This window comes from Pseudomonas fortuita (genome assembly GCF_026898135.2).
Lineage (GTDB): Bacteria > Pseudomonadota > Gammaproteobacteria > Pseudomonadales > Pseudomonadaceae > Aquipseudomonas > Aquipseudomonas fortuita.
Genome location: NZ_CP114035.2, coordinates 4,723,301 through 4,738,095 on the forward strand (window position 1 = coordinate 4,723,301; position 14,795 = coordinate 4,738,095).

A 14,795-nucleotide genomic window follows, 5' to 3' on the forward strand; every position below is an offset into this window, starting at 1 on the left:
GGAACAGCACATGCCGCTACGCCTGCTCAAAGCCTTGCTTGTCGCCGTCGGCTTCGCACTGGCCGTGGCCGCCTGCAGCCGCATCGACCTGGCCTACCGCAACCTCGACCGCCTGGTGCCGTGGTCGCTGGGCGATTACCTGGACATGAACAGCGAGCAGAAGGCCTTGCTCGACGGCCGCTTGCGCGAGCACCTGGCCTGGCATTGCAAGACCCAGCTGCCCGGCTACCTCGACTGGCTGGACCGGGTACGCGGCATGGTCGCCGATGGCCAAGTGACCGACCAGGCCCTGCAGCAACGTACCCGTGAGGCCCGTGAGGCGATTGACCGGGTGGCAGAGGAAATCACCCCATCGGCCACTGAACTGTTGCGCGGCATGAGCGATACCCAAGTGGCGCAGATGCGCGAAGCGTTCCGCGATGACATCAGCGAACGGCAGAAAAAGTACGTGGATACGCCGCTGCCCAAACAGATCGCCCGCCGTAGCGAACGCATGGAGAAACGCCTGACCCCGTGGTTCGGCGAGTTGTCGGCAGCACAGAAGCAACGGGTCCAGGCCTGGTCCACAGCGTTGGGCGACCAGAACCGCGAATGGATCGCCAACCGCGCCCACTGGCAGCAGCAATTGTTGCTGGCGATGAACCAGCGCAATGACGCCAGCTTTGAACCACGCCTGGCGACACTGTTGCAGCGCAAGGAAAGTCTGTGGACGCCTGAATACCGCTCAGCGTTTCAAAATACCGAACAACAGGCGCGCAGCCTGCTGGTGGACCTGGTGCAGCTGAGCACCCCGCAACAGCGGCGGTTCTTGCAAGAAAAGCTGGGCAAGGTGCGGACTGATTTCGGTGAATTGAAGTGTTTGAAGGGGTGAAGTCACTGGTTGCCTGCCCTGGCCCTATCGCCGGCAAGCCAGCGCCCACAGGTCCCCGAGAACGCTCAGCCCTGTGGTAATCCTGTGGGAGCTGGCTTGCCGGCGATAGGGCCAAGACAGGCCAAGCATTTACCGGGCCTTGCGCCGGTAGGGAAACACATCAATCACCTTCCCCTCACGAATCGCTGCCTGCAGCCCCTTCCAGTAATCCGCGTCATACAACTCCCCGTGCAAGCGGCTGAACAACCGCCGCTGGCCAATATCGGCAAACAGGAACGGCGGAAACTCTTCGGGGAACACGTCATGCGGCCCGATCGAGTACCACGGCTCGCCCGACATCTCGTCTTCGGGGTAACGCGGTGGCGGAATGTGGCGGAAGTTCACTTCGGTCAGGAAGCTGATCTCGTCATAGTCGTAAAACACCACCCGGCCATGGCGGGTCACGCCAAAGTTCTTCAGCAACATGTCGCCGGGGAAAATGTTAGCCGCCGCCAGTTGCTTGATGGCCAGGCCGTAATCCTCCAGCGCCTCCAGCACCTGGCCTTCGCTGGCATGCTCCAGGTAAAGGTTCAACGGCGTCATGCGCCGCTCGGTCCAGCAGTGGCGGATCAGTACCGTGTCACCCTCCAAAACCACCGTCGACGGTGCTACCTCCAGCAGTTCGGCCAGGCACTCGGGCGCGAACTTGCCCCGTGGGAAGCGAAAATCGGCAAACTCCTGGGTATCGGCCAGGCGCCCCACGCGGTCGACGCTTTTCACCAGCCGGTACTTGTCGATCACCGTGGCGCGGTCGACGGTTTTAGACGGCGAGAAGCGGTCCTTGATGATCTTGAACACGGTGTTGAAGCCCGGCAGGGTAAACACGCTCATGACCATGCCGCGCACCCCAGGCGCCATGACGAAGCGGTCTTCGCTGCCGGCCAGGTGGTTGATCAGCGCCCGGTAGAACTCCGACTTGCCGTGCTTGTAGAAACCGATGGAGGTGTACAGCTCGGCAATGTGCTTGCCCGGCAAGATGCGCTTGAGGAAGTTGACGAACTCTGCCGGTACCGGCACATCGACCATGAAATAGGAGCGGGTGAAGGAAAAGATGATCGACACCTCGGCCTCGTCGGTGATCAGCCCATCGGCCTCGATACCATGCCCTTCGCGGTGCAGCAGCGGTATCACCAGCGGCCACTGCTCATCGCTGTTGTACAACCGGCCGACCAGGTAGGCACCCTTGTTGCGGTACAGCACCGGCGAAAACAGCTCCACTGCCAGCATCGGGTCTTTGCACACCCAATCCGGCAGGCATTCGCGCAGTTGCTCCTCAAGGCGTGACACGTCGCTTTCAAGGTCGGCGTAGGCGAATGCATAGTCGGAAAGAATCGCCCGTAGCAGGCCCTGCAGTTTGCCATCGGGGCGATAGGTGCAGGTTTGCGTGGCGCGCTGGTGGCTGCGGATGGACGGCCGGGTGGTGTGGATGAACATGCAGCCGTCGCTGATCTGGTCATGGCTGAACAGGCTGCAGAACAATGAGTTGTACCAGGTCTCTGACAGCTCATCGTCCAGGCGCGGGTCGATCAGACGTATGTAGGCACTTTTAACCAGAGGCCACTGCTCGACCTCCAGCAGCACCTCGTCATCGAACGCATCACGCAACCAGCCGTTGACCTCACCGACCTTCTGTTCGTACAGGTTGATACGGGCAGCGGCTGCCCGCTGGCTATCTTGCCAACGCGCCTGCTCGAAGCGCTCGCGGGCGCCTAGGGTGATGCGGCGAAAATGCTCGCGATAGTCGTCAAAGCCATCGAGGATCATCCGGGCGATCTCGCCGGCAGGCCAGTGCTGGGTCATGCGGTGGGCCTCGGTGCAAAGATTGAGTACTGAGCTTAGCCGCCCTTGTGGTCATGGGTTAATGCCACACCTCGAAGGCCTGCATGGCCCTTGCAGGCCGCAATGGATTGCACCGCAAGAAAGCACAAGAATCCCCCCGCCCCCTGGCGTACACTCGCGCCCTGCCCTGTACCCGGAGACCGCCGTGAGCCCCATCGCCCTAGCCCGCCTGCTGACCCTTGCTGCCGTCTGGGGGGCGAGTTTCCTGTTCATGCGCATCATCGCCCCCGAGCTGGGCACGGTGCCGACCGCGTTCTTCCGGGTATCCATTGCCTGCCTGGGCTTGATCGGCATCGTCGCGGTCGCCCGCGTGCGTTGGGACTTCCAGGGCAAGCTGGGTGCCTGCCTGGTGCTGGGCATGATCAACTCCGGTATCCCCGCCACCTTCTATTCCGTTGCCGCTCAGGTATTGCCAGCCGGCTACTCGGCGATCTTCAACGCCACCACGCCACTGATGGGCGTGCTGATCGGCATGCTGTTCTTCCGCGAGCCCATGACCCTGCCCAAGTTGTGCGGCATCTTCCTGGGCCTGTTTGGCGTCGGCATCCTCAGCGGCGCCGGCCCGGTCGCGTTGGACATGGCCCTGCTGCAAGGCGCCCTCGCTTGCCTGGCGGCCACCACCTGCTACGGCTTTGCCGGCTTCCTTGCCCGCCGCTGGATCAGCGGCCTGGACAGCCGCCTTTCGGCGCTGGGCAGCATGCTCGGCGCCACCTTGCTGCTAAGCCCAGTGTTCGCCTGGAGCGCGCTGAGCCAGCCACCCGCCAGCTGGGGCGGCTGGCAGGTGTGGCTGTCGCTGCTGGGCCTGGGGCTGTTGTGCACGGCGTTCGCCTACATCCTTTACTTCCGCCTGCTGGAAGAAATCGGACCGGTAAAGGCCAGCACCGTGACCTTCCTCATTCCGGTGTTCGGTGTACTGTGGGGCGCCTGGCTGCTGGATGAGTCACTGTCGATGGGCCACCTGTATGGCGGTTTGCTGATTGGCATGGCACTGTGGCTGGTGCTGCGCCCGGCGCGCAGCTGAAGTGGGGCACATGATGAACGGCGCGTACAAGAAGGTCCTGTTCCGCCTGGAACAGGACGAGAACGGCTACCCACCGGCCTCGGTCGAAGGCCTATGGGCCAAAGCCGTGGAAGGCGGCTATGCCGTCGACAACATCCCCTTCCATGTCTACGGCATTGCCCCGGGTGATGTGATAACCACCCGTGAAGAAAACGGCGAAACCTGGTTCGACGCACTGCGCTGCGGCAGCGGCAGCTCGGTATTCCGGGTGCTGGTAAAGCCACCGGAAACCCTGGACCAGGTATGCACGGCCTTGCAGGACTTCGGCTGCAAGTGCGAAACCGAGCAGGCCGTGAGAATGCTGGCCGTCGAAGTCCCGCCAGCGCGTTCACTCGACACCCTGCTCTACTACCTGCTCACCCAGCGCGAGGCCGGCCTGCTGGACTTCGAGGAAGGCGTATTGCGCCACGCCATCCCCGAAGAGTTCCGCTAGGACTTACGCCTCGGCCAGGCGCGCGGCGGGCTTGCGAAACACGAACAGCAGGCCCACCACGATCAACCCCATGCCCAGCAGGCTGAGCGGTGCCAGTCGGTTGCCGAAGATCAGGAAGTCCATCACTGCGGTCACCGCCGGCACCAGGTAGAACAGGCTGGTGACATTGACCAGGTTGCCCTTGGCGATCAGCCGATACAGCAGCAACGTCGCCAGCAATGAAACCACCAGGCCCATCCACAGCAACGCGCCGACAAAGCCGCCGGCCCACTCGACATGCAGTGGTTGCAACGGTGCGAACAGCGCGCACATGGCAAAGCCGGCCAGGTACTGCAGCGGCAACGTGCCCATGGGGTTATCGGTGATGCGCTTTTGCAGGATCGAGCCCAGGGTCATGCTGGCCAGCGCCAGCAGGGCAAACAGCATCCCCGCCAGCGACACCCCTCCCAGGTTGATACCCTGGTACACCACCATGATCAGGCCAGCCAACCCCAGCCCCAGGCCGAACAAACGGCTCCATGAGCGCTGACGCTCCATCAGCACCACGGTAAGGATCGGTTGTACCCCCATGACCGTGGCCATGACGCCAGGGGTGACATGGGTGTTGAGCGCCAGCAAGTAGAAGATCTGGTAGGCGCCGAGCAGCACGCACCCGGTACCCAAGGCGCGCAGAATCGCCCCTCGGCTGCGCGGCCAGCGCAGCCCCAGCAGCGGGCCGATCAGCAGCAGGCCCGCGAGGGCCAACGACGAGCGCAACAGCAGGAAGGCGAACGGGCTGGCGTGCGCCAGGCCCAGCTTGGAGACAATCGCCCCGCTGCTCCACAGCAGGACGAACAGGCTGGTCGTGGCCGCCGAGGCCACGGATGCTTTGGTAACGACAGACATGTATTGCCACCTGATAGTAGGCAGAAAAGCCAAACGGACGGCGTGCGCTTCAGCGGGGAAGTAGCCGACCGTGTTCAGTAGGTTGCGTGTGCGTAGGGGTTCGGCAACAAGCCGATCAGCCCAGCACGACCACGCAAGGAGGCGGAGCTACGCCGCCTACAACGCCACTGACAGGTGGTGGGTAATGACTGATCATGACCGGCTGCTGGCTGCCACGCACGACCCTGCCCGCGACTGGCGCGAAGGCAAAGCTTGTGGTGGAAGGGGTGGCTGGCATGAACGGGGTCTTTGAGGAGGTGAATGCCTGGAATATAGCGTGGGATTCTTCGCGGGACAAGCCCGCTCCCACAAGAGCGCCATCGTCCTCGAACGATGAGGAGAACCTGTGGGAGCGGGCTTGTCCCGCGAAGAGGCCGGGTCAGACAACAAAAAATCAGAACAACCAGTGATACAGCAGGTACACCACCACCACCGCCAGCACCGGCCGCAGCACGCGGTAGGCCTTGGGGTTGGCGCGTTTGAACTGCTTCACACGGGTGCTGATTTTATTGCTGAAGCGCTTGCTCCAGGCATACGCCTGGTTGATCCCGCCCACGCGCTCGTCATCGGTGTTCTGCGGCGCGGTGGCGCGGCCGAGGAAGGCACTGACCTTGCGGTTGATGCGGGTCATCAGCGGGCTGCTCAGCGGGCGCTCGATGTCGCAGAACAGGATCACCCGGGTGAAGTCGGTTTCGTTCTTCACCCAGTGCACGTAGGTTTCGTCGAACATCACGTCTTCGCCATCACGCCAGGCGTATTCCTGGCCATCGACGTAGATGCGGCAAGCATCGGAGTTCGGCGTGGACAGGCCCAGGTGGTAGCGCAGCGAGCCTGCAAACGGGTCGCGGTGCGGGTTCAGGTGGCTGCCGCCGGGCAACAGGGCAAACATTGCGCCCTTCACGTTGGGAATGCTGCTGACCAGCTCGACGGTGCGCGGGCACAGGGCTTCGGCCGAAGGCAACGGCTTGTCGTACCACTTCAGGTAAAACCGCTTCCAACCCTTCTTGAAGAACGAACCGAAGCCGGCATCGTTGTCCTTTTCGGCGGCGCGAATGTAGCCTTCATCGAACAGGCGCATGGCCTCTTCGCGGATTTCCTGCCAGTTGTCTTTCAGCACGTCCAGTTCAGGGAAGCGCTGACGGTCCAGGTAGGGCTTGGACGGCACGCCGGAGAACAGGTACATCAACGCGTTGTAGGGAGCGAACAGCGCCGAATGGTTGACGAACTGGCGCAACACCGGCAGGCGGGCCTTGCCGCGCAGGTGCACGAACAACACGCTGCCGAAAAACACCAGCAAGACACCCGCCTTGGCTGCAAAGGAAAAGGTCATGCTTTCACTCCTTGGGGAAGAGCCACGGCTGCACCACCTGCTCTTCTGAAAATCATCCTGCCATCATAAACCGATCCCGCCGAGGTACAAACAACCCGGGCGGGATCGCATTCATGAAGATTGTGCAATAAACCACTCCGGCGATTATTGCGCCGGGTCAGCGGCAAGGTCGATTACTGCTGGTTTTCCTGCTCGCTGAACATGTCGCTGAACAACATGCTCGACAGGTAACGCTCGCCCGAATCAGGCAGGATTACGACGATGGTCTTACCCTGCATCTCCGGTTTTTCGGCCAGGCGTACGGCGGCGGCCATGGCTGCACCACAGGAAATCCCGCAGAGAATGCCCTCTTCCTGCATCAGGCGGATGGCCATGGCCTTGGACTCTTCATCGGTCACTGTCGCCACCTGATCGACAATCGACAGGTCGAGATTTTTCGGCACGAAGCCGGCGCCAATGCCCTGGATCTTGTGCGGGCTGGGCTTGAGTTCTTCGCCCGCCAGGGTCTGGGTGATCAACGGCGATGCCAAGGGCTCGACCGCCACCGACAGGATTGCCTTGCCCTGGGTGTGCTTGATGTAGCGCGACACACCGGTAATGGTGCCGCCCGTCCCCACGCCCGCCACCAGCACGTCGACGGCGCCATCGGTGTCGTTCCAGATTTCCGGCCCGGTGGTTTTTTCGTGGATGGCCGGGTTGGCCGGGTTTTCGAACTGACCCGGCAGGAAGTACTGGGCCGGGTCGGAGGCGACGATTTCGTTGGCCTTCTCGATCGCGCCTTTCATGCCTTTGGCCGGGTCGGTCAGCACCAGTTCGGCACCCAGCGCCTTCAACACCTTGCGGCGCTCCAGGCTCATGGAGGCAGGCATAGTCAGCATCAGCTTGTAGCCACGGGCGGCGGCGACGAAAGCCAGGCCGATACCGGTGTTGCCCGAGGTGGGCTCGACGATGGTCATGCCCGGCTTGAGCTTGCCGCTGCTCTCTGCGTCCCAGACCATGTTCGCGCCAATGCGGCATTTGACCGAATAACCCGGGTTGCGCCCTTCGATCTTGGCCAGAATAGTCACGCCACGCGGGGCGATGCGGTTGATCTGCACCAGCGGCGTGTTACCGATGGAATGGGCATTGTCTGCAAAGATACGGCTCATGGCAGGAGTCCTTGGCATGAAAAACAGCACGGAAAGACCTCAAGGGTAAGCCCCGGCCGGTGGCCCGTAAAGCCTGTTCGAACTCGGCCGGGCGTGTTGCGGTCAACCGCACATCCCGCCTTGGAGACGCCCTGATGAGAGCCCGTTATCGCTGGCCGCTGATCGGCCTGGGCTGCCTGGTCGTGTTGCTGGCAGCCTTGCACTTTGCCCTGCCCTACCTGGTGCGCAACTACCTGAACGAAAAACTGGCCGACATGGGCGATTACCGCGGCCAGGTGGCCGACGTCGACCTGGCGTGGTGGCGCGGCGCTTACCAGATCAACGGCCTGAAGATCGTCAAGACCAGCGGCAAGGTGCCGGTACCGTTCCTCGACGCGCCACTGATCGACCTTTCGGTGAGTTGGCATTCGCTGTGGTACGACAAGGCCGTGGTGGCCGAAGTGACCTTTGTACGCCCAGAACTGAACTTCGTCGACGGTGGCAGCAAACAGGCGTCGCAGACCGGTCGGGGTACCGACTGGCGCCAGCAACTGGAAAAACTGCTGCCCATCACCCTCAATGACGTGCGCATCGACAACGGCGTGCTGACGTTCCACAACTTCAACTCCAAGCCACCGGTCGACCTCAAGGCCACTCAGTTGAACGCCAACATCCGCAACCTGACCAATGTTCGTGACCCCAAGGGCCGTCGCGATGCGAGTTTCGAAGGTACTGCACTCATCGCAGGCGATGCCAAGGTGGAGAGCCGTGCGACGTTCGACCCGTTCAGTGATTTCGATGACTTCGAATTCAGGCTTCGTGCTACCGGCATCGAACTGCGCAAGCTGAACGACTTCGCCAGCGCCTATGGCAAATTCGACTTCAACGCCGGGCACGGGGACGTAGTCATCGAGGCGCAGGCGGAAAACGGTCGGCTGAACGGCTACATAAAGCCGCTGCTGCGCGATGTCGATGTATTCGACTGGCAACAGGACGTCGAGGAAAAGGACAAGGGCTTCTTCCGCTCGGTGTGGGAGGCAGTGGTGGGGGCGACCGAAACGGTGCTGAAGAACCAGCCAAAAAACCAGTTCGCTACCCGGGTGGAACTCAGTGGCAGCGTGCGCAAGCAGGATGTCAGCGCGTTTGAGGCATTCCTGCAGATCCTGCGTAACGGGTTTATCCAGGCGTTCAATGCCCGCTACGAGCGCGGCGCGCCGGATTCCGACTGAGATTGCGTGACGGGGCATTCAGGGACTGAATACCCGGTCTGCGTTTCCAGCCGCGTGGCCCCGCGTTATAGTCGGTAACAAATCAAAAACAGGTGTTGGGCCTTTCGCGGGCGTGCCCGCGAAGAGGCCCTGACAGGCTTACAGCAGAGGACAGACCCATGAAGTTCGAAGGCACCCGCGACTACGTCGCCACAGACGACCTGAAACTGGCGGTAAACGCGGCCATCACCCTCGAACGCCCACTGCTGGTCAAGGGCGAGCCCGGCACCGGCAAGACCATGCTCGCCGAGCAGCTGGCGGCCTCGTTCGGTGCGCGGCTGATCACCTGGCACATCAAGTCCACCACCAAGGCCCACCAGGGCCTGTACGAGTACGATGCGGTCAGCCGTCTGCGTGACTCGCAGCTGGGCGTAGACAAAGTGCACGATGTGCGCAACTACCTGAAAAAAGGCAAGCTTTGGGAAGCTTTCGAGGCCGATGAGCGGGTCATCCTGCTGATCGACGAAATCGACAAGGCCGACATCGAATTCCCCAACGACCTGCTGCAAGAGTTGGACAAGATGGAGTTCTACGTCTATGAAATCGACGAGACCATCAAGGCCAGGCAGCGCCCGATCATCATCATTACCTCCAACAACGAAAAAGAGCTGCCGGACGCCTTCCTGCGCCGCTGCTTCTTCCATTACATCGCCTTCCCCGACCGCACCACGCTGCAGCAGATTGTCGACGTGCATTACCCGAACATCAGCCAGTCGCTGGTCAGCGAGGCGCTGGATGTGTTCTTCGACGTGCGCAAGGTGCCGGGCCTGAAGAAAAAACCGTCCACCTCCGAACTGGTCGACTGGCTCAAGCTGCTGATGGCCGACAACATTGGTGAAGCCGTACTGCGCGAACGCGACCCGACCAAGGCCATCCCGCCGCTGGCCGGCGCGCTGGTGAAAAACGAGCAGGACGTGCAACTGCTGGAACGCCTGGCCTTCATGAGCCGGCGCGGCAACCGCTGACAGGAGCCGGGCCATGCTGCTCAACCTGTTCAATGAAATGCGCGCGGCCAAGGTGCCGGTGTCGGTACGTGAGTTGCTGGACCTGCACCAGGCCCTGCAAAAGCACGTGGTGTTCGCCGACATGGACGCGTTCTACTACCTCGCCCGCGCCATCCTGGTGAAGGACGAACGCCATTTCGACAAGTTCGACCGGGCCTTCGCCGCCTACTTCAAGGGCCTGGAAAACCTCGACCGGCACATCGAGGCGCTAATCCCCGAAGACTGGCTGCGCAAGGAGTTCGAGCGTTCGCTCACGGATGAAGAGCGTGCGCAGATCCAGTCCCTGGGTGGCCTGGACAAGCTGATCGAGGAATTCAAGAAACGCCTTGAGGAGCAAAAGGAACGCCACGCCGGCGGCAACAAGTGGATCGGTACCGGCGGTACCAGCCCGTTTGGCTCGGGCGGTTTCAACCCCGAAGGCATCCGCGTGGGTGAGGCCGGTAAACGCCAGGGCAAGGCGGTAAAGGTGTGGGACCAGCGCGAGTACAAGAACCTCGACGACCAGGTGGAGCTCGGCACGCGCAACATCAAGCTGGCCCTGCGCCGGCTGCGCAAGTTTGCCCGCGAAGGCGCCGCCGAAGAGCTGGATATCGACGGCACCATCGACCATACCGCGCGGGACGCCGGCTTGCTGAACATCCAGATGCGCCCTGAACGGCGCAACACGGTAAAGCTGCTGTTGTTGTTCGACATCGGCGGCTCGATGGACGCCCACATCAAGGTCTGCGAAGAGCTGTTTTCGGCCTGCAAGACCGAGTTCAAGCACCTGGAGTACTACTACTTCCACAACTGCGTGTACGAGTCGGTGTGGAAGAACAACCTGCGTCGCACCTCTGAGCGCTATTCCACCTTCGACCTGCTGCACAAGTATGGCGACGACTACAAAGTGGTATTTGTCGGCGATGCGGCCATGGCGCCCTATGAAATCACCCAGCCGGGTGGCAGCGTGGAGCACTGGAACGAAGAGGCCGGGTATGTGTGGCTGCAGCGCTTCATGGAGAAATTCAAGAAGATCATCTGGATCAACCCGTACCCCAAGCAGGCCTGGGACTACACCGCCTCGACCCACCTGGTGCGGGACCTGATCGAAGACAAGATGTACCCGCTGACCTTGCAGGGGCTGGAAGAAGGGATGCGGTACCTGTCCAAGTGATTTTGCCTGTGCCGGCCCTTTCGCGGGCTTGCCCGCGAAAGGGCCGGCAGCCTTACAACCAACGGCCCAGGTAAACCTGGTGCTCCCGCCAGGCCTCATCCTGCACCACCGCCCTGAAGCGCACCACCGCCCCCGGCATGCACTGCGCCAGTTGCGCCAGCGCCAACGGCGTCAACGCCCCAAGCCGCGGATACCCGCCTATGGTCTGCCGATCATTGAGCAACACAATCGGCTGCCCATCCGGCGGCACCTGCACCGCCCCCAGCGGTATCCCTTCAGAAATCATCGGCGCCCCCTGGTAAACCAGCTGCGGCCCCAACAGGCGGATGCCCATGCGGTCAGCCCGGCTGTCCAGCGTCCACTCCCGGTTGAAGGCTTCGAACAGGCTGGTACCACTGAAATCACCGATCTGTGCGCCTATCACCAGGTCGAGCACTGCCTTTTCTGCGTACTGCGGGCGCAGCGCTTGTGGCACCTCGCGCAGGGTTGCATGGCTACCGGTGAACGCCAGTGCCTGGGCCTCAACCAGCGCAGTACCCTGACCATCGATGCCACCCAGCGCTTCACGTACCACGGTGGCACAGCTGCCCAGTACATCCTCACCCTGAAACCCGCCCGGTGCCGCCAGGTAAGCCCGCACACCCTGCTTTGGCTGCTTCAGGGTCAAGCGCTGCCCTTTGCTCAAGGCAAAGCTGCGCCAGGGCACGACGGGCTGATCATCGACGCGCGCGTCCAGGTCGGCACCGGCCAGGGCCAGCACACAATCCTGTTCGGCCACCACGCAAAAGCCCCCCAACGCTACCTCGACCACCGGCGCCTCCAACGGGTTGCCCAGCAACCAGTTGGCCCAGCGCATCGCCACCCAGTCCAGTGCCCCGCCCTGGGTCACGCCCAAGTGACGCACGCCAAAACGGCCAGCATCCTGCAACTGGCACAGCGGCGTGCTGGCCTCGATCTTCAATTGCTTCATCCTTGTGCCTCCACATCGCCGCCCAACGCCAGGAACTCGCTGCGCGAAACCGGCACGAAACGCACCCGGTCGCCGGGTTGCAACAGGCTGTAGCCGTCACGCCCACGGTCGAACAGGCGCACCGGCGTGCGCCCGATCAGGTTCCAGCCACCTGGGGATACTGCCGGATACGCCGCCGTCTGGCGCTCGGCGATGCCCACGCTACCCGCCGCCACCCGCTTGCGCGGGGTGCTCAGACGCGGACTAGCCAGGCGTTCGTCGACCAGGCCCATAAAGCCGAAACCGGGGGCGAAGCCCAAGGCGAACACAGGATAATCACGTGCGCAATGCAAGCGCACAACCTGGGCTTCACTCATGCCGCTGCGCGCCGCCAGCACAGGCAGTTCTGGGCCCACGCTGGGGTCGTACCACACCGGGATCTCGTGGCGCCGGCCGCCTCTGCCGGTGTCCGGCTGCAAACCCTCCAGCGCCTGCGTGATCAGCGCCCTCGCCTCGCCTGGCGGCAGGTCGAACTGCACCATCAGCGTGGTGTAGGACGGCACCAGATCCAGCAGGTGCTCGCCGAACACGGCGCTCAGGCGCTGGCTGGCGGCGAGCATCCACGGCATGTTGGCCTCGTCGATACGGTCGAACAGGCGCACCATCAGGCTGTCGATGGCGACCACTTCAATACGCGCCTTCATTGCGACTCCAGAGCATCGAGGGCTTGGCGTATCTGCCTCACCGCTGCCACCGAACTGTCGTTGTCGCCATGTACGCAAAGCGTGCTGGCCTGCAGGCGCAGGGCACTGCCATCGTCCGCCATCAGCGCGTCGCCACGGGCCAGGCGCACTGCCTGCTCCAGCACCCGCGCCGGGTCGTGATGCACTGCCCCAGGCAAGCGGCGCGACACCAGGTGGCCGCTGGCGGTGTAGGCGCGGTCGGCGAAGGCCTCGAACCACAACGGCACGCCAATTTCATCGCCCAGGGCCTGGGCGGCGCGGTTGTCAGCGGTGGCCATCAACATCAATGGCAAGGTGCTGTCGTAGGCCGCCACGGCCTCCAGCACGGTACGCAGCTTTAGCGGGTCGGCCATCATGTCGTTGTACAGCGCGCCATGGGGCTTCACATAGGCCACGCGGCCACCCAGCACTTTGCAGATGCCGTCCAGCGCGCCGATCTGGTAATGCAGCAGGTCGCGGATTTCCTCGGGGCTGCAGGCCATGGAGCGGCGGCCGAAGCCGACCAGGTCCGGGTAGGCCGGGTGCGCGCCAATGGTCACCCCATGCGCCAGCGCCAACGCCACGGTGCGGCGCATGATCCCGGGGTCGCCGGCGTGGTAGCCACAGGCGATGTTGGCGCAGTCGATGTAGGGCATTACCTCGGCGTCCAGGCCCATGCGCCAGCTGCCGAAACTCTCACCCATGTCGCAATTGAGTAGCAGGCGTTCCACCACGCGGTCTCCCTTGTTGTTGTTCACAGGCTTACCTTACCGCGCCTGCAGCTGTTTGCCGCGTGTTTCCGGCAGGCTCAAGGCCGCCACGATCACAATTCCGTAGGACACGGCAGCGAACATGCCGATACCCAGGCCCAGTGGCACGTTCTGGCCGAGCATACCAATCAGCAACGGGAACAGAGCCGCAATGACCTTACCGATGTTGTAGCAAAAGCCCTGCCCCGAACCGCGAATGCGCGTAGGAAACAGCTCCGTCAGAAACGCGCCCATGCCGCTGAAGATGCCCGAGGCGAAGAAGCCCAACGGGAAGCCCAGCCACAGCATCACGCCATCGCTGACCGGCAGCTGCGTGTACAGCAGCACGATCACGAACGAGCCCACGGCGAACAGGATGAAGTTCTTCTTGCGCCCCAGCAGGTCGGACAAGTAAGCGCTGACCACATAGCCCACGTACGAACCCACGATCACCATGGCCAGGTAGCCACCCGTGCCCAGCACGCTGAGGCCGCGCTCGTTCTTGAGGAAGGTCGGCAGCCACGAGGTGATGGCGTAGTAACCGCCCAATGCGCCAGTGGTCAACAGGGACGCACGCACAGTGGTCCACAGCATGCCCGGGGCGAAGATTTCGTAGAAGTGCGAAGGTGCCTCGGCGGTCTCCACTGCCTTGGCCTGGCGATACACTTCAGGGTCTTTGACCAGGCGCCGAACGAAGATCACGAAGATCGCCGGCACCAGCCCCAACAGGAACAGTGCACGCCAGGCCTGCTCTGGCGGCAGCCAGGAGAACAGCAGTGCGTAGAGAATCGCCGTGAGGCCCCAGCCGATGGCCCAGCCGGACTGCACCATGCCCACTGCCTTGCCGCGGTCCTGTGCGCGGATTACCTCGCCAATCAGCACTGCACCAGCGGTCCATTCACCGCCGAAGCCAAAGCCCATCAGCGTGCGGGCGATAAGCAGCTGTTCGTAGTTCTGGGCGAAGCCGCACAGGAAGGTGAAAAAGGCGAACCACAATACCGTCAGTTGCAAGGTGCGCACCCGGCCGATGCGGTCGGAGAGGATACCGGCGACCCAGCCCCCCACGGCCGAGGCGATCAAGGTGCTGGTATGGATCAATCCGGCTTCGGTGGTGGTGATGCCCCACAGCATGATCAGCGTGGGGATGACAAAGCTGAGCATCTGCGTGTCCATGCCGTCCAGGCCATAGCCGATCTTGCAGCTCCAGAAGGTGCGCCGTTGCTGTTTGTCGATGTCGCGGTACCAGGCGAAAGGCCCGGACGAAGAAGGTGAGCTGACCTGCTGCTGCACGCCGGTGGGGTTCATGGATGCCTCGGCTTGTTGGTAT

Annotated in this window: 14 protein-coding genes; 6 read left to right on the top strand and 8 right to left on the bottom strand. The window is 62.7% G+C overall.

Going from position 1 to position 14,795, the window contains the following annotated elements; genetic code table 11:
* Positions 1 to 10: 10 nt before the first annotated feature.
* Positions 11 to 871, top strand: coding sequence for a DUF6279 family lipoprotein (locus OZ911_RS21595; RefSeq protein ID WP_023048396.1), 861 nt, complete (start codon positions 11 to 13; stop codon positions 869 to 871).
* Positions 872 to 1,000: 129 nt separating this feature from the next.
* On the opposite strand, the gene aceK is transcribed toward OZ911_RS21595, so the two are convergent.
* Positions 1,001 to 2,710 carry a bifunctional isocitrate dehydrogenase kinase/phosphatase gene (gene aceK / locus OZ911_RS21600; RefSeq protein WP_023048397.1) on the bottom strand — a complete coding sequence of 570 codons (1,710 nt, stop codon included), beginning with the start codon at positions 2,708 to 2,710 and terminating at the stop codon, positions 1,001 to 1,003.
* A 184-nt stretch (positions 2,711 to 2,894) separates the two neighbouring features.
* Between aceK and OZ911_RS21605 the strand changes: the two genes are divergently transcribed.
* Both OZ911_RS21605 and OZ911_RS21610 read left to right on the top strand, forming a co-directional pair.
* Entirely contained in the window at positions 2,895 to 3,770 is an 876-nt protein-coding gene (locus OZ911_RS21605; RefSeq protein WP_016488578.1) for a DMT family transporter, read from the top strand.
* A gap of 13 nt (positions 3,771 to 3,783) precedes the next feature.
* Positions 3,784 to 4,242 (top strand): DUF4265 domain-containing protein, encoded by a 459-nt coding sequence (locus OZ911_RS21610; RefSeq protein ID WP_024718078.1) that lies wholly within the window; start codon positions 3,784 to 3,786, stop codon positions 4,240 to 4,242.
* Between the two features lie 3 nt (positions 4,243 to 4,245).
* Here OZ911_RS21610 and OZ911_RS21615 read toward each other — a convergent pair whose 3' ends face one another.
* The 3 genes from OZ911_RS21615 to cysK all read right to left on the bottom strand — a co-directional run bounded on the left by OZ911_RS21615 (position 4,246) and on the right by cysK (position 7,644).
* Positions 4,246 to 5,127, bottom strand: a complete 882-nt coding sequence (locus OZ911_RS21615; RefSeq protein ID WP_023048398.1) for a DMT family transporter — start codon at positions 5,125 to 5,127, stop codon at positions 4,246 to 4,248.
* A 433-nt stretch (positions 5,128 to 5,560) separates the two neighbouring features.
* Positions 5,561 to 6,496, bottom strand: coding sequence for an aspartyl/asparaginyl beta-hydroxylase domain-containing protein (locus OZ911_RS21620; RefSeq protein WP_023048400.1), 936 nt, complete (start codon positions 6,494 to 6,496; stop codon positions 5,561 to 5,563).
* A gap of 173 nt (positions 6,497 to 6,669) precedes the next feature.
* Positions 6,670 to 7,644 (bottom strand): cysteine synthase A, encoded by a 975-nt coding sequence (cysK, locus tag OZ911_RS21625; RefSeq protein WP_016488583.1) that lies wholly within the window; start codon positions 7,642 to 7,644, stop codon positions 6,670 to 6,672.
* Positions 7,645 to 7,778: 134 nt separating this feature from the next.
* On the opposite strand from cysK, the gene OZ911_RS21630 reads away from it, so the two are divergent.
* The 3 genes from OZ911_RS21630 to OZ911_RS21640 all read left to right on the top strand — a co-directional run bounded on the left by OZ911_RS21630 (position 7,779) and on the right by OZ911_RS21640 (position 11,048).
* Positions 7,779 to 8,852, top strand: coding sequence for a DUF748 domain-containing protein (locus OZ911_RS21630; RefSeq protein ID WP_023048401.1), 1,074 nt, complete (start codon positions 7,779 to 7,781; stop codon positions 8,850 to 8,852).
* Between the two features lie 158 nt (positions 8,853 to 9,010).
* Positions 9,011 to 9,856: an AAA family ATPase gene (locus tag OZ911_RS21635; RefSeq protein WP_016488585.1), complete on the top strand. Its 846-nt coding sequence runs from the start codon at positions 9,011 to 9,013 to the stop codon at positions 9,854 to 9,856.
* Between the two features lie 13 nt (positions 9,857 to 9,869).
* Positions 9,870 to 11,048: a vWA domain-containing protein gene (locus tag OZ911_RS21640; RefSeq protein ID WP_016488586.1), complete on the top strand. Its 1,179-nt coding sequence runs from the start codon at positions 9,870 to 9,872 to the stop codon at positions 11,046 to 11,048.
* A 52-nt stretch (positions 11,049 to 11,100) separates the two neighbouring features.
* Here the strand turns inward: OZ911_RS21640 and OZ911_RS21645 are convergent, their stop codons facing one another.
* From OZ911_RS21645 to OZ911_RS21660, 4 genes are read right to left on the bottom strand one after another with little or no spacing between them, the layout of a single operon-like run.
* On the bottom strand, positions 11,101 to 12,018 hold the full coding sequence (locus OZ911_RS21645; protein WP_070086520.1) for a 5-oxoprolinase subunit C family protein: 918 nt from the start codon (positions 12,016 to 12,018) through the stop codon (positions 11,101 to 11,103).
* Positions 12,015 to 12,701, bottom strand: a complete 687-nt coding sequence (pxpB, locus tag OZ911_RS21650; protein ID WP_023048403.1) for a 5-oxoprolinase subunit PxpB — start codon at positions 12,699 to 12,701, stop codon at positions 12,015 to 12,017. Before pxpB ends, OZ911_RS21645 begins: the two co-directional genes overlap by 4 nt.
* Positions 12,698 to 13,477: a 5-oxoprolinase subunit PxpA gene (locus OZ911_RS21655; RefSeq protein ID WP_070086519.1), complete on the bottom strand. Its 780-nt coding sequence runs from the start codon at positions 13,475 to 13,477 to the stop codon at positions 12,698 to 12,700. The genes pxpB and OZ911_RS21655 overlap by 4 nt, the downstream gene beginning before the upstream one ends.
* 9 nt (positions 13,478 to 13,486) lie before the next feature.
* Positions 13,487 to 14,773, bottom strand: coding sequence for an MFS transporter (locus tag OZ911_RS21660; RefSeq protein WP_023048404.1), 1,287 nt, complete (start codon positions 14,771 to 14,773; stop codon positions 13,487 to 13,489).
* Between the last annotated feature and the right edge of the window lie 22 nt (positions 14,774 to 14,795).

Excerpts from the sequence above, each read along its gene's own strand:
- OZ911_RS21595 (WP_023048396.1), top strand. The coding sequence starts at position 11 with ATGCCGCTACGCCTGCTCAAAGCCTTGCTTGTCGCCGTCGGCTTCGCA.
- aceK (WP_023048397.1), bottom strand. The coding sequence starts at position 2,710 with ATGACCCAGCACTGGCCTGCCGGCGAGATCGCCCGGATGATCCTCGAT.
- OZ911_RS21610 (WP_024718078.1), top strand. The coding sequence starts at position 3,784 with ATGAACGGCGCGTACAAGAAGGTCCTGTTCCGCCTGGAACAGGACGAG.
- OZ911_RS21615 (WP_023048398.1), bottom strand. The coding sequence starts at position 5,127 with ATGTCTGTCGTTACCAAAGCATCCGTGGCCTCGGCGGCCACGACCAGC.
- OZ911_RS21620 (WP_023048400.1), bottom strand. The coding sequence starts at position 6,496 with ATGACCTTTTCCTTTGCAGCCAAGGCGGGTGTCTTGCTGGTGTTTTTC.
- cysK (WP_016488583.1), bottom strand. The coding sequence starts at position 7,644 with ATGAGCCGTATCTTTGCAGACAATGCCCATTCCATCGGTAACACGCCG.
- OZ911_RS21630 (WP_023048401.1), top strand. The coding sequence starts at position 7,779 with ATGAGAGCCCGTTATCGCTGGCCGCTGATCGGCCTGGGCTGCCTGGTC.
- OZ911_RS21635 (WP_016488585.1), top strand. The coding sequence starts at position 9,011 with ATGAAGTTCGAAGGCACCCGCGACTACGTCGCCACAGACGACCTGAAA.
- OZ911_RS21640 (WP_016488586.1), top strand. The coding sequence starts at position 9,870 with ATGCTGCTCAACCTGTTCAATGAAATGCGCGCGGCCAAGGTGCCGGTG.
- OZ911_RS21645 (WP_070086520.1), bottom strand. The coding sequence starts at position 12,018 with ATGAAGCAATTGAAGATCGAGGCCAGCACGCCGCTGTGCCAGTTGCAG.
- pxpB (WP_023048403.1), bottom strand. The coding sequence starts at position 12,701 with ATGAAGGCGCGTATTGAAGTGGTCGCCATCGACAGCCTGATGGTGCGC.
- OZ911_RS21660 (WP_023048404.1), bottom strand. The coding sequence starts at position 14,773 with ATGAACCCCACCGGCGTGCAGCAGCAGGTCAGCTCACCTTCTTCGTCC.